Annotated in this window: 11 protein-coding genes; 10 read left to right on the top strand and 1 reads right to left on the bottom strand. The window is 59.2% G+C overall.

The genetic code is table 11. The annotated features are described in order from the left end of the window. Window positions 1–34: 34 nt before the first annotated feature. From RGCCGE502_RS09690 to RGCCGE502_RS09645, 10 genes are all read left to right on the top strand, one after another. Entirely contained in the window at window positions 35–1108 is a 1074-nt protein-coding gene (locus RGCCGE502_RS09690; protein WP_016553980.1) for a BMP family ABC transporter substrate-binding protein, read from the top strand. A 147-nt stretch (window positions 1109–1255) separates the two neighbouring features. Continuing rightward, a complete protein-coding gene (gene ytfQ, locus RGCCGE502_RS09685) occupies window positions 1256–2218 on the top strand; it encodes a galactofuranose ABC transporter, galactofuranose-binding protein YtfQ (RefSeq protein WP_016553979.1) in 963 nt (320 codons plus the stop codon). 121 nt (window positions 2219–2339) lie between these two features. Further along, window positions 2340–3863: a galactofuranose ABC transporter, ATP-binding protein YtfR gene (ytfR, locus tag RGCCGE502_RS09680; protein ID WP_016553978.1), complete on the top strand. Its 1524-nt coding sequence runs from the start codon at window positions 2340–2342 to the stop codon at window positions 3861–3863. Then, on the top strand, window positions 3860–4879 hold the full coding sequence (locus tag RGCCGE502_RS09675; protein WP_016553977.1) for an ABC transporter permease: 1020 nt from the start codon (window positions 3860–3862) through the stop codon (window positions 4877–4879). Before ytfR ends, RGCCGE502_RS09675 begins: the two co-directional genes overlap by 4 nt. Continuing rightward, window positions 4876–5844: a galactofuranose ABC transporter, permease protein YjfF gene (gene yjfF / locus RGCCGE502_RS09670; protein ID WP_016553976.1), complete on the top strand. Its 969-nt coding sequence runs from the start codon at window positions 4876–4878 to the stop codon at window positions 5842–5844. The genes RGCCGE502_RS09675 and yjfF overlap by 4 nt, the downstream gene beginning before the upstream one ends. 15 nt (window positions 5845–5859) lie before the next feature. Beyond that, window positions 5860–6612, top strand: coding sequence for a FadR/GntR family transcriptional regulator (locus tag RGCCGE502_RS09665; protein ID WP_040674286.1), 753 nt, complete (start codon window positions 5860–5862; stop codon window positions 6610–6612). A gap of 81 nt (window positions 6613–6693) precedes the next feature. Beyond that, complete coding sequence (glmU, locus tag RGCCGE502_RS09660) at window positions 6694–8055, top strand: bifunctional UDP-N-acetylglucosamine diphosphorylase/glucosamine-1-phosphate N-acetyltransferase GlmU (RefSeq protein ID WP_016553974.1); 1362 nt, start codon at window positions 6694–6696, stop codon at window positions 8053–8055. Window positions 8056–8160: 105 nt separating this feature from the next. Beyond that, window positions 8161–9987 (top strand): glutamine--fructose-6-phosphate transaminase (isomerizing), encoded by a 1827-nt coding sequence (gene glmS / locus RGCCGE502_RS09655; RefSeq protein ID WP_016553973.1) that lies wholly within the window; start codon window positions 8161–8163, stop codon window positions 9985–9987. 122 nt (window positions 9988–10109) lie between these two features. Continuing rightward, window positions 10110–10814: a DUF502 domain-containing protein gene (locus tag RGCCGE502_RS09650; RefSeq protein WP_016553972.1), complete on the top strand. Its 705-nt coding sequence runs from the start codon at window positions 10110–10112 to the stop codon at window positions 10812–10814. A gap of 87 nt (window positions 10815–10901) precedes the next feature. Then, entirely contained in the window at window positions 10902–11387 is a 486-nt protein-coding gene (locus RGCCGE502_RS09645; protein WP_016553971.1) for a GNAT family N-acetyltransferase, read from the top strand. Between the two features lie 33 nt (window positions 11388–11420). Here RGCCGE502_RS09645 and recG read toward each other — a convergent pair whose 3' ends face one another. After that, window positions 11421–13526, bottom strand: coding sequence for an ATP-dependent DNA helicase RecG (gene recG, locus RGCCGE502_RS09640; protein ID WP_016553970.1), 2106 nt, complete (start codon window positions 13524–13526; stop codon window positions 11421–11423). Window positions 13527–13617: the final 91 nt, after the last annotated feature.

Genomic DNA, 13617 nt, shown 5'->3' with positions numbered 1-13617 from the left:
CGCTTCCGGAAATTCCAAACCAACAGGGGTTATTATGAAAAAACTAGCACTTGCATTTGCCGCATCGGCTGCCGCGGTCCTGAGCGTCGGCTCTACCGCGCAGGCTGCCGACAAAACGAAGGTCTGCTTCGTCTACGTCGGATCGCACACTGACGGCGGCTACTCGCAGGCGCACGATCTTGGCCGTCAGCAGATCCAGAAGGAATTCGGCGACAAGATCGATACGCCATACCTCGAAAACGTGCCGGAAGGCCCCGATGCCGAGCGTGCTATCGAGCGTTTGGCGCGTTCGGGCTGCAAGCTGATCTTCACGACGTCCTTCGGCTTCATGGATGCCACCGTGAAGGTTGCTGCGAAATTCCCGAACGTGAAGTTCGAACACGGCACGGGCTACAAGTCCGGTCCGAATCTTGCGACCTACAACTCGCGCTTCTATGAAGGCCGCTACATCCTCGGCCAGATCGCGGCGAAGACCTCGAAGAACCACGGTGCTGCCTACATCGCGTCCTTCCCGATCCCGGAAGTCGTGATGGGCATCAACGCCTTCGAGCAGGGTGCACGCTCGATCGATCCCGACTTCAAGCTCAAGGTCATCTGGGTGAACACCTGGTTTGATCCCGGCAAGGAAGCCGATGCAGCAAAAGCCATGGTCGACCAGGGCGTTGACGTCCTGACGCAGCATACGGACACCACCGCGCCGATGCAGGTTGCCGAGGAGCGCGGCATACACGCATTCGGCCAGGCCTCCGACATGATCGCAGCCGGTCCGAAGGCTCAGCTGACGGCAATTGTCGACACCTGGGGTAACTACTACTCCAAGCGCGTTCACGCCCTTCTTGACGGCACCTGGAAGTCCGAGCAGAGCTGGGACGGCTTGAAGGACGGCATCCTCAAGATGGCCGACTACACCAACATGCCCGACGACGTGAAGAAGATGGCCCAGGAAACCGAAGCCAAGATCAAGTCCGGCGAACTGCATCCCTTCACCGGTCCGATCAACAAGCAGGACGGCACGCCCTGGCTGAAGGCCGGCGAAAAGGCCGACGATGGCACGCTGCTCGGCATGAACTTCTACGTCGAAGGCGTGGACGACAAGTTGCCGAAGTGATTTTCGGCTAACAATTAGCACTTGCGAAAGGGCGCTCACTTCGAGCGCCTTTTTTTCTGCGCTGCAAACCAGAAAGTGCATTTACAAAAGTAATACTATATGATTTTTTCCAGCTGTGCCGCGTGGAGGCGGCTTTGGGAGGAAATCATGAAATTGAAGACTGCACTCTTGAGTGCCACGATTCTGGCTGCCTGCATGTTCGGCTCGGCATCAGCCGCAGAGCTGGTCGTGGGCTTTTCGCAGATCGGCTCTGAATCCGGTTGGCGTGCCGCCGAGACGACGGTCACCAAGGAAGAAGCCAAGAAGCGCGGCGTGGACCTGAAGTTTGCTGACGCGCAACAGAAGCAGGAAAATCAGATCAAGGCGATCCGCTCGTTCATCGCTCAGGGTGTCAATGCCATCTTCCTCGCTCCGGTTGTCGAAACCGGTTGGGACGCCGTACTGAAGGAAGCAAAGGAGTCGGAAATCCCGGTTATCCTGCTTGATCGTACGATCAAGGCGCCGGAGGACCTGTACCTGACCGCCGTTACCTCGGACCAGGTTCACGAAGGCAAGGTTGCCGGCGACTGGCTGGCAAAGACCGTTGGCGACAAGCCCTGCAACATCGTCGAGCTTCAGGGCACGACGGGTTCCTCACCGGCCATCGCCCGCAAGAAGGGTTTCGAGGAAGCCATTGCTGGTAAGGCCAACTTCAAGATCGTGCGCAGCCAGACCGGCGACTTCACCCGCACCAAGGGCAAGGAAGTCATGGAAAGCTTCCTGAAGGCTGAAAACGGCGGCAAGGATATCTGCGCCCTCTACGCCCACAACGACGACATGGCCGTTGGCGGCATCCAGGCGATCAAGGAAGCAGGCCTGAAGCCGGGCAAGGATATTCTCGTCGTCTCGATCGACGCCGTGCCTGATATCTTCAAGGCCATGGCAGCCGGCGAAGCAAACGCCACTGTGGAACTGACGCCGAACATGGCAGGTCCCGCATTCGACGTGCTCGATGCCTACCTGAAGGACAAGAAGGCGCCGGCAAAATGGATTCAGACGGAATCGAAGCTCTATACGCCATCCGACGATCCGATGAAGGTCTATGAGTCCAAGAAGAACCTTGGCTACTAATCCTTAAGGCTAGAACCGCACCGGCCCATCATGGGCCGGTGCGGCCGTGCCAGATGCCGGTCGGGACTGCATGTCCGTTGATAGCGTGGCATGTCGGTCCATATCAGGAAAAGCCGCCTTCATGATTCACGATTTCGAGAACGTTCTGACCGCGACCGGGATATCGAAGTTCTTCCCCGGCGCCGTAGCGCTCGACAACGTCGATTTCTCGCTGCGCAAGGGCGAAGTGCATGCGCTTTTGGGCGAAAACGGCGCTGGAAAATCGACACTGATCAAATGCATCACCGGAGCCTATCACCGCGACCAAGGGCGCCTTGCTCTCGACGGCACGGAAATTAATCCGTCCGATACGTTGGCCGCGCAAAGGCTTGGCATTGGCACGGTGTATCAAGAGGTCAACCTTCTGCCCAACCTGAGCGTCGCCGAGAACCTCTATCTCGGCCGCCAACCAAAACGGTTTGGTATGATCGACGTAAGGGCAATGAACCAGCAAGCACGGGCGCTGCTTGGCCAATACGGTATAGAAGTTGACGTCACCGCGCAGCTCGATCGGTTTTCGGTCGCTGTCCAGCAGGTCGTCGCAATCGCCCGGGCTGTTGATTTGTCCGGCAAAGTTCTCATCCTCGATGAGCCCACGGCAAGCCTCGATACGCAAGAAGTCGCGATGCTCTTTCGCATCATGAGAAACTTGAAAGAGCGCGCCCTTGGCATTGTCTTTATTACCCATTTTCTGGAGCAGGTCTACGAAGTCAGTGATCGTATCACGGTGCTTCGCAATGGCAGGCTAGTTGGCACGCGCGAAACGTCCGAACTGTCTCGCCAGAGCCTCATCTCAATGATGCTCGGGCACGAATTGGCAAATGCCGAGGCAACTGCTCGCGCACATACCGTCGCGGCTGGCCCGGTCAAATACAGGTTCGAAGGCTACGGCAAACGCGGCAAAATCAAACCGTTCGATCTCGAGGTTCGTGTTGGCGAGGTGGTGGGCGTTGCGGGGCTGCTCGGTTCAGGGCGTACAGAGACTGCCGAGCTACTCTTCGGGATCGAGCAGGCAGACAACGGAACGGCAAAAGTCGACGGCAAGGAAGTGACGCTCTCGAATCCGCGGGCGGCAATCCGCCACGGCTTCGGCTTCTGTCCGGAAGATCGCAAGACGGATGGGATTATCGGTGACCTTTCCATTCGCGAGAATATCGCCTTGGCGCTACAGGCCCGCAGGGGCTGGGCGCGACCGATTTCGCGCGCCGATCAAAACGCACTGGCCGATCGCTATATCAAGGCGCTCGACATCCGCACGACGGACAGGGAAAAGCCGATCCGTCTCCTGTCCGGCGGCAACCAACAGAAGGCAATCCTTGCCCGCTGGCTGGCCACCAACCCCGACTTTCTGATCCTCGACGAGCCAACCCGTGGTATCGACGTCGGCGCCCACGCCGAGATCATCCGCCTGATTGAGGACCTTTGCGCGAAAGGCATGTCTCTGATCGTTATTTCATCGGAACTAGAAGAGCTTATCGCCTATAGCTCACGTATTTTGGTACTTCGCGATCGCGAGCATGTCGCAGAGCTGACGGGCGACGATATCAGCACCGCGCGCATCGTCGACGCCATCGCCGCGGCCCAAATGAAGACGGAGTACGCATGAAGTCGTCGCTCAATGCATTGCTGATCCGCTTGGCGCCGCAGCTCATTGCGCTCGCGCTCATTCTTCTTTTAAATTTCATTATGTTTCCGCAATTTTTTAATGTGGTAGTTCAGAATGACCGCCTATACGGCAGCTTGATAGATGTGCTGAACCGTGGAGCACCGGTTGCGTTGCTCGCAATCGGCATGACGCTTGTGATCGCGACCAAGGGGATCGACCTTTCGGTCGGCGCGGTGATCGCGATCTGCGGGGCGGTTGCTGCGTCATCCATCGTAGCCGGTCAATCGCTTGCAATGACGCTGCTGGTGACGATAGGGGTCGGGCTACTTTGCGGCGTCTGGAACGGATTTCTGGTTGCCGTGCTCAATATTCAACCGATCATCGCGACACTCGTACTGATGGTGGCGGGGCGTGGGATCGCGCAACTCATCACCGAGGGGGTCATCATGACCTTCAACGATGAAGGGCTGATCGCTCTTGGCAGCGGTTCGTTCGCCTTCCTTCCGATGCCTGTCATCATATGGCTGATCATGAGCGCCCTGGTGATCCTGCTGGTAAGGCGCACGGCGCTTGGCATGCTGATCGAAGCCACCGGCATCAATCGACGTGCGAGCACGCTTTCCGGCGTGCGGACGCCTGTACTGCTAATGGCCGTCTATATGTTGAGCAGCCTTTGTGCGTCGATCGCCGGGATCATCATCGCCGCTGACATCAAGGGTGCGGATGCCAACAACGCGGGTCTTTGGCTGGAGCTCGACGCGATCCTGGCCGTCGTCGTCGGGGGCAACTCGCTGCTTGGCGGACGCTTCAGTATTGTGGGGTCATTGATCGGGGCGATGATCATTCAGGCTGTAAACACCGGTATTTTGCTCTCCGGGTTTCCGCCGGAGTTCAACCTGATCATCAAGGCGGTGATCGTGATCGTGATCCTCGTCATTCAGTCGCCGGCGGTCCAATCGGCCGCGATCATCTTAAGCCGGCGATCGAGCGGCGTCAGGGAAGGCCAGATCCAATGAACTCAAAATATCTGCCGTTGCTTGCGACCGTCGTAATTTTCGTCCTGTCCTATGCTGTCTGCACACTGCAGTATCCAAACATCTTGTCCACCCGCGTCATCGGCAACCTATTGACCGATAATGCCTTTCTCGGCATCGCAGCGGTCGGTATGACGTTTGTCATCATCTCGGGCGGCATTGACCTGTCGATCGGCTCTGTCATCGCTTTCACTGGCGTGTTCTTGGCCGTCGTTCTGCAGGACACGCCAATCCATCCGCTCGTTGCGTTTGCGCTGGTCCTGATCATCACGACGATCTTCGGCGCGGCAATGGGCGCTATCATCCACTACCTGGAAATGCCAGCTTTCATCGTGACCCTCGCGGGTATGTTCCTTGCGCGCGGCATGGCTTTTGTACTTTCGATCGACAGCATTCCGATCAATCACGATTATTACGGCACCTTGACCAGCATCTATTACAAGCTGCCGGGCGGCGGGCGACTGACGCTAATCGGCGGCATCATGCTTCTGGTTTTTGCATCCGGCATATTCCTCGCCCACCGTACGCGGTTCGGGACCAATGTGTACGCCCTAGGCGGCGGCGCTCAGACGGCGCCTTTGATGGGCGTTCCGGTGGGCCGCACGACAATCCAGATCTATGCATTATCCGGCTTTCTTGCCGGTCTATCGGGAATCGTTTTTTCGCTCTATACGTCGGCCGGTTATTCTCTGGCAGCAGTCGGCGTCGAGCTCGATGCGATCGCAGCAGTGGTCATTGGGGGGACGCTGTTGACCGGGGGGGCGGGATTTGTGGCAGGTACCTTCATCGGCATCCTGATCCAGGGCCTCATTCAGACCTACATCACCTTCGACGGGACGCTCTCGAGTTGGTGGACGAAGATCTTGATCGGCCTGTTGCTTTTTGCATTCATTCTAATGCAGAAGGTTATTCTCTTCCTTTCCAGTATGAATAAGAGGTATGCCTGAGCGGGGAGGTATTCGTTGCGTAGCAGATTGCTTGAGACCGGAAAGACAGCACGGAAATCGCGGACGAGCCATGCCCAAGTCGTGGATGAGCTCGGTAGGGCGATTGTTGCGGGAAACTTTCCCGTTGGAAGTATTCTGCCGGGAGACGCCGAACTTGCTCAGCGCTTCAAGGTCTCACGCACCGTCCTTCGGGAAACGATGAAGACGCTCGCCGCAAAAGGCATGATCGTCGCCAAGGCCCGTGTCGGAACGCGCGTCACAGAGAAAAACCTCTGGAACATGTTCGATAGCGAGATCATAGCCTGGCATTTCGACAGCGGCGTGACGGAGGAATTCCTGCTCCAGCTTTACGATATCCGGCTAGCTTTCGAGCCGTTTGCTGCCGGTCTCGTCGCCGAAAGGGCAAGCAAGCAAGATGTCGAAAACCTGCGGACGCTCGCTACCGAGATGGCGGCCTTGGGTCATACCAGCGAAAGTCTGGCTCTGGCGGATCTTCACTTTCACCTGGCGATAGCCGAAGCCTCTCATAATCCCTTCATGCGAACGCTGGGAAGTCTGATCGAAGCCGCATTGGTGGGGATGTTCCGCATCAGTACGCCCCCCTCACAGAACGGTTTCTCGGATATTGCCGACACGCACATGCGGATCGTCGATGCAATTGTTGCAGGCAATGTCGATGCGGCCCGACGGGCCATGGAGGTCGTCATCATCGACGGCCGCGATCACGTGCGCGAGGCCTACGCGGCCATGAGCAAGGTAACGGCCTGATCGATTTTCATCTTTGTCCCGCCGATGTCTTGCTGTTAAGACGCAACAAAGACCGCACACACCGGATTCTCGGAGCAGATCATGGAACGCACTTGCCTCGCCGTCATTCTCGCTGCAGGTGACAGCACGCGAATGAAGTCGTCGAAATCGAAGGTGCTGCATCCCATCGCAAACCGCCCGATGATCGCTCATGTCGTGGATGCCGTGGCCAAGAGTGATATTTCATCGGTCGCGCTCGTCGTGGGCCGCGATGCCGACGAAGTGGCGAGTGCCGCCCAGGTCGGAAGCGTTAAGATTGAGGCGTTCCTCCAGAGGGAGCGGCTCGGCACAGGCCATGCGGTGCTGGCAGCGCGCGAGGCGATCGCGCGCGGATACGACGACATCATCGTAACATGCGGCGACGTGCCATTGCAGACAGAAGGACCGCTCACAGCCGCACGCCAGCTCCTGGCCGAAGGTAGCGATGTGGTCGTGATCGGCTTTCACACCGACAAGCCGACTGGCTATGGCCGACTGCTCGTCAAGGACGGCGAACTGATCGCCATCCGCGAGGAGCGGGATGCCACAGACGCGGAGCGTGCTGTGAAATGGTGCAACAGCGGCTTGATGGCGATCAACGGTCGCAAGGCGCTTGATCTCTTGTCTCGTATCGGCAACGGCAATGCCAAGGGTGAATACTACTTGACCGACCTGGTAGAGATCGCCCGTTCTATTGGCGGTCGCGTCACCGCTGTCGACGCGCCTGAAGTCGAAATGATGGGCTGCAACAATCGCGCTGAACTCGCGGTGATCGAACGATTCTGGCAAGAGCGCCGGCGCCACGAGATGATGATTTCGGGCGTGACGATGATCGCACCGGAAACCGTGTCCCTTTCGTACGACACCGTAATCGGGCAGGACGCGCTGATCGAGCCGAACGTCGTGTTCGGGCCTGGCACGACAATCGACGGCGGTGCAGTCATTCACGCTTTCTCGCACATCGAAGGCGCGCATGTCAGCGCCGGCGCAACCGTCGGTCCGTTTGCTAGGCTTCGGCCGGGAGCCGATCTTGCTGCTGGCTCGAAGGTCGGCAATTTCTGCGAGGTGAAGAACGGGAAGATCGGCGAGGGGGCCAAGGTCAATCACCTGACCTATATCGGCGACGCGAAGATCGGAGCCGCGGCGAACATCGGTGCCGGCACGATCACCTGCAACTATGACGGCGTCAACAAGTACGAGACGCTGATCGGGGCAAATACGTTCATCGGATCGAACTCCTCTCTCGTGGCGCCGGTCAGTATCGGCGACAACGCCTACGTGGCCTCCGGCAGCGTGATCACCGCGGATGTTCCGGCCGATGCGCTCGCTTTAGGCCGGGCGCGTCAGGAACTGAAACCGGGCAGGGCTACCGTGCTGCGCGAACGGGCATTGGCAATCAAGGCTGCAAAAAAGGCCAAGCCGTAGGTTTGCGCGTAACGTGCGGAAATCGAAAGTGACCGCCGAGGCCATTGAGAAAAAAGACAGAATCGTTACGAGTGGCCTCCAAACGGAAGGCCTTTGGGGACTATTATGTGCGGTATTGTTGGAATCGTTGGAAGCAGCCCGGTTGCGGGGCGTCTCGTTGATGCGCTGAAGCGGCTCGAGTACCGCGGCTATGACTCGGCGGGTGTTGCCACGATACATGACGGCGAGATGGCGCGTCGTCGCGCCGAAGGAAAGCTCTTCAATCTCGAAAAGCGCCTGGACAGCGATCCACTGCCTGGAACGATCGGCATCGCGCACACGCGCTGGGCGACCCATGGCGTGCCCAACGAAACCAACGCGCATCCCCATTTCGTCGAGGGTGTTGCCGTCGTTCACAATGGCATCATTGAGAACTTCTCCGAGCTGCGTGACGAGTTGATCGCAGAAGGTGCAGTCTTCGAGACGCAAACGGATACTGAAGTTGTAGCGCATCTCATGGCGAAGTATCTGCGTGATGGCCTCGAGCCACGGTCGGCGATGCTCAAGATGCTGAACCGGGTGACCGGCGCCTATGCGCTGGCGATCATGCTGCGGAACGACCCCGGCACGATCATGGCTGCGCGCTCCGGCCCGCCGCTTGCCATCGGTTACGGCTCGGGTGAAATGTTCCTCGGCTCGGACGCGATTGCCCTTTCCCCCTTTACCAACGAGATCACCTATCTGGTCGACGGCGATTGGGCCGTGCTGACGCGGGACGGTGCCACGATCCTCGACTTTTCCGGCAATGAGGTGCATCGCCCGCGGCAGATCTCGCAGACGACCGCCTATGTGGTCGACAAGGGCAATCACCGCCATTTCATGGAGAAGGAGATTTACGAGCAGCCCGAGGTCATCTCGCATGCCCTCAGCCATTACGTCGACTTCGCCAGCAATAGGATCAGCGACAACGTCAATGCGATCGATTTCAAGACCGCTTCCGGTCTGGCAATCTCCGCGTGCGGAACCGCCTATCTCGCCGGCCTCGTCGGCAAATACTGGTTCGAGCGCTATGCGCGCCTGCCCGTCGAGATCGATGTCGCCTCCGAATTCCGTTATCGCGAAATGCCGCTGTCGCCATCGCAGGCCGCGCTTTTCATATCGCAGTCGGGCGAGACCGCGGATACCCTGGCGTCGCTGCGCTATTGCAAGGACCACGGTCTGAAGATTGGCGCTGTCGTCAACGTGAAGGAATCGACCATTGCCCGTGAGTCGGATGCCGCATTCCCGATCATGGCTGGCCCGGAGATAGGCGTCGCCTCGACCAAGGCATTCACCTGCCAGTTGGCCGTCCTGGCGTCGCTGGCGCTCGGCGCAGCCAAGGCGAGGGGAACGATCAGTGCGGAGCAGGAAACGGAACTGGTCCGTCATCTCGCGGAAATGCCCCGCGTCATGAGCCGGGTCCTGAACCTCATCCAGCCGCAGATGGAAAGCCTCGCACGCGAACTCTCGAAATGCCGGGACGTCCTCTATCTCGGTCGCGGCACCAGCTTTCCGCTGGCCATGGAAGGCGCGCTCAAGCTCAAGGAAATCTCCTATATCCATGCCGAGGGATACGCTGCTGGCGAGCTCAAGCACGGGCCTATTGCACTGATCGATGAAAACATGCCGGTCATCGTAATCGCGCCGTTCGACCGTTTCTTCGACAAGACAGTATCGAATATGCAGGAGGTTGCCGCGCGCGGCGGTCGCATCATTTTCATCACGGACGAGGCAGGCGCGGCGGCATCGAAGCTACAGACGATGGCAACAATCGTGCTGCCCAATGTCAACGAAATCATCGCGCCGATGATCTTCTCGCTACCGATCCAGCTGCTCGCCTATCACACCGCGGTCTTCATGGGCACTGACGTCGATCAGCCGCGCAATCTGGCAAAGTCGGTAACGGTGGAGTGACCGGTCGCCGGATCTTCTGATACTTGTGTGGCACCCCAATTTCTGGCAGCTTTTCAACCAGGAAAGCATGGGGGAGCTGATTTCCGATAGCCGGTCTGCTCAACGGAGTTTATCAGCACGCGATGACGGAAAAACTGCCCCGATTGCCGATAGCTACCCGCATCAGGAACAACTTCCTGGCGGGGCTTATCATTTGCGCGCCTATCGCGATCACGCTATGGCTGACATGGTCGATCGTCAAATGGGCCGACAGTTGGGTGAAGCCCTATCTGCCCGCCCGCTATGACCCGGATAACTATCTGAACTTCGCCGTTCCAGGCTCCGGGCTGTTGATCGCGCTCGTCGCTATAACGCTAATCGGCTTCCTCGGCAAAAACCTGATCGGCCAAAGTATCGTTCAGTTCAGTGAATCGCTGGTGGTGCGCGTGCCACTGGTACGCAGCATCTATCAGAGCGTGAAGCAGATTTTTGAGACGGTGCTGAAGGACAAGACGAACTCGTTCAAAAAGGTCGGCCTCATCGAGTATCCGAGCCCCGGCCTGTGGGCACTCGTATTCATCGCGACAGATGCCAGAGGCGAAATTGCAACAAAATTCAAAGCCATGGGTCAGGACATGGTTTGCGTCTTTCTCCCGCCAACTCCGGTTCCCACGGCAGGATTTCTGATCTTCATCCCACGAGAGAAGATCGTGCCACTCGACATGTCGCCAGAGGACGCTGCAAAGCTCTTGATCTCCGGTGGCCTCGTCACGCCGGAAGAGCTTGCCGCGCGCATGGCGAAACAAGAGCGAACGCGCAAGCCACTGCCGGCGCCGATCGAGATGTAACTTCCGCACTTGGCCGGCCTGCATCCGGGATCACGTCAGCTCGTTCGCCGTATCGCAGTGCATGGCGGTTGAAGGATGACATACGCAATGCTGATCAGACTCGCCACCACTGAAGACCGCTCCTCCATTTGGACTGTCATCGAACCGACAATTCGCGCAGGCCAGACCTACACACTCGACCGCGACATGAGCGAGACCGATGCGCTTGCTTATTGGCTGGGGCCGGACAAAGAGACCTTCGTCGCCGAAGACGAAACGGGCGACATTCTCGGCACCTATTATCTCCGCGCCAACCAGGCGGGCGGTGGCGCACATGTCTGCAATTGTGGCTATATGACCGCCGCAGCGGCGAGCGGCAAAGGCATAGCACGACAGATGCACGAGCACTCGCTCGTCCGAGCCCGAGAGCGTGGTTTCCGGGCGATGCAGTTCAATTTCGTCGTCAGCGCCAACGAACGCGCCGTTCGCCTCTGGCAATCGCTGGGCTTTGAGACGGTCGGCCGCTTGCCCGGCGCCTTCGAGCACCCGACAAAAGGCTACGTTGACGCTCTTGTGATGTTCCGGACGCTGTAGGACGGCTTGAGCGCGCTGGGGGCCGGCTCGGCCTCATCCTGCATGCAGGAAGCGGATCGCCTCGTCGCGACGGAATAGGTAGAGCAGGGTGCGTACGGCCTTGCCCCGCTCGCTAGCAAGTTCCGGATCGCGCTCGATCAGATAGGCTGCATCGCGGCGGGCGATTTCCAGCAGGTCGGCGTGTGCCTCAAGGCTCGCGACGCGAAAGCCCGGGGTTCCCGACTGGCGCGTACCGAGCAACTCGCCTTCGCCACGCAGCTTCAGGTCTTCCTCCGCGATGCGGAAGCCGTCTTCGGTTTCACGCATGATGGACAAGCGCGCATGACCTGTCTCGCCAAGCGGGCCCTTGTAGAGCAGAATACAGGTCGAAGCCTCGTCGCCACGGCCCACACGACCGCGCAGCTGATGCAGTTGCGCCAAGCCGAAGCGCTCCGCATGCTCGATCACCATGATGGTCGCATCGGGGACATCCACGCCGACTTCCACGACAGTTGTTGCGACCAAGAGGCGGATTTCGCCGCTCTTGAACGCCATCATCGCGGCATCCTTCTCCGGGCCGCTCATGCGGCCGTGGATCAGGCCGATACTCGGACCGAGCGACGAGACGAGTGTTGCGTGACGCTCCTCGACCGACATGAGATCGCTCTCTTCCGACTCCTCCACGAGCGGGCAAATCCAGTACGCCTTCTTGTCTTCCGCCAGGGCGCTTTTCAGACGTCCGACGATCTCGCCGATGCGCTCTGTCGGAACAGTGATCGTCTGGATCGGCTTTCGGCCAGCGGGCTTCTCCGTCAGCTTGGAGACGTCCATGTCGCCGAAGGCAGCCAACACCAGCGTGCGCGGGATCGGCGTGGCCGTCATGACAAGCATATGCGGCGTGATACCCTTCGCCGTCAGGCGCAGGCGCTGGTGAACGCCGAAGCGGTGCTGCTCGTCAACGACGGCCAGCATGAGGTTGCGGTAGTTGACGCTGTCCTGGAAGAGGGCGTGCGTGCCTATGACGATCTGCGCCTCTCCGGATGCGATCCGTTCCAGGATGTCTTCACGCTCGCGCCCTTTGGTGCGGCCGGTGAGAACCTCGATCCCGAGGCCAGCGGAAGCGGCAAATTTGGAGATCGTCGCATGGTGTTGGCGCGCAAGGATTTCCGTTGGCGCCATGAGGACTGCCTGGCCCCCGCTTTCGATCACCGCGGCCATCGACAAAAGAGCAACCAGCGTCTTGCCGGAGCCTACGTCGCCTTGGAGAAGGCGCAGCATCCGGTCCTCGCCAGCCATGTCCTTCAGGATGTCGGCAATCGCGCTATTCTGGCTGTTGGTCGGCAAAAACGGCAGAGCCTGTAGGATCTGCCTACTGACCTGGCCGGTAGCGTGTACCGGCTGGCCGGCAACCTTGCGCAAACGCTGGCGAACGAGGCTCAGCGATAGTTGGCCCGCGAGAAATTCGTCATAGGCAAGCCGGCGGCGGGCAGGGGCCTGCGGGTCGATATCCGAGGGATCGCGTGGTTCGTGGAGTCCATGGAAGGCGTCTGATATCGACGGCAGCCCCTGCTTCTCAGCGAGAGCCAGATCGATCCATTCCGGCAATTCGGGCGTACGTGGCAGCGCCGCTTCGATGATCTTGCGCAGTGTCTTTGGTGAAAGACCTGCCGTGAGCGGATAGATCGGCTCGACGAGGGGCAGGTTCTCGGCTTCGCTTGCCCTCACGATGTAGTCGGGGTGGACCATTGACGCACGGCCGTTAAACCAGTCGATCTTGCCGCTAACGGTCACCTCCTCGTCCAAGGGCAGCTGCTTTTCCAGCCAGGCCGCCTGGCCGCGAAAGAAGACAAGGGTCAGTTCGCCCGTTTCGTCGTGTAGTGTGACGCGATACGGAATGTTGCTCTTGCCGCGCGGCGGTGCCTGATGACGATCGACACGCGCCGTGACGGTGACGATGGCACCCTGCGGCGCGCGGGCGATACCCGGTTGGTTTCGACGATCGATCAGGGAGTGAGGCGCATGGAACAACAGGTCCACGACACGCGTATCATCTGGCGTCTCGCGCCCGAGCAGCTTCACCAGCAACTCGGCGATCTTTGGGCCGACGCCGGGCAGGGCGGAAACTGGCGAAAACAGCGGATCGAGAATGGCTGGGCGCATGGCGGCAAAATGCGATGAACAATGCGGCCTTGGCAAGGCTGACAAGCCGCTTTCGAGGGTCTATAGAGGCGCATCAACAGGAAGGTAAAGC

Source organism: Rhizobium grahamii CCGE 502, from assembly GCF_000298315.2.
GTDB lineage: Bacteria > Pseudomonadota > Alphaproteobacteria > Rhizobiales > Rhizobiaceae > Rhizobium > Rhizobium grahamii.
This window is presented reverse-complemented; position numbering and strand designations above follow the sequence as displayed.

Bases quoted from the DNA above. Each gene is read 5' to 3' on its own strand.
- RGCCGE502_RS09690 (WP_016553980.1), top strand. From the start codon at position 35: ATGAAAAAACTAGCACTTGCATTTGCCGCATCGGCTGCCGCGGTCCTG.
- ytfQ (WP_016553979.1), top strand. From the start codon at position 1,256: ATGAAATTGAAGACTGCACTCTTGAGTGCCACGATTCTGGCTGCCTGC.
- ytfR (WP_016553978.1), top strand. From the start codon at position 2,340: ATGATTCACGATTTCGAGAACGTTCTGACCGCGACCGGGATATCGAAG.
- RGCCGE502_RS09675 (WP_016553977.1), top strand. From the start codon at position 3,860: ATGAAGTCGTCGCTCAATGCATTGCTGATCCGCTTGGCGCCGCAGCTC.
- yjfF (WP_016553976.1), top strand. From the start codon at position 4,876: ATGAACTCAAAATATCTGCCGTTGCTTGCGACCGTCGTAATTTTCGTC.
- glmU (WP_016553974.1), top strand. From the start codon at position 6,694: ATGGAACGCACTTGCCTCGCCGTCATTCTCGCTGCAGGTGACAGCACG.
- glmS (WP_016553973.1), top strand. From the start codon at position 8,161: ATGTGCGGTATTGTTGGAATCGTTGGAAGCAGCCCGGTTGCGGGGCGT.
- RGCCGE502_RS09650 (WP_016553972.1), top strand. From the start codon at position 10,110: ATGACGGAAAAACTGCCCCGATTGCCGATAGCTACCCGCATCAGGAAC.
- RGCCGE502_RS09645 (WP_016553971.1), top strand. From the start codon at position 10,902: ATGCTGATCAGACTCGCCACCACTGAAGACCGCTCCTCCATTTGGACT.
- recG (WP_016553970.1), bottom strand. From the start codon at position 13,526: ATGCGCCCAGCCATTCTCGATCCGCTGTTTTCGCCAGTTTCCGCCCTG.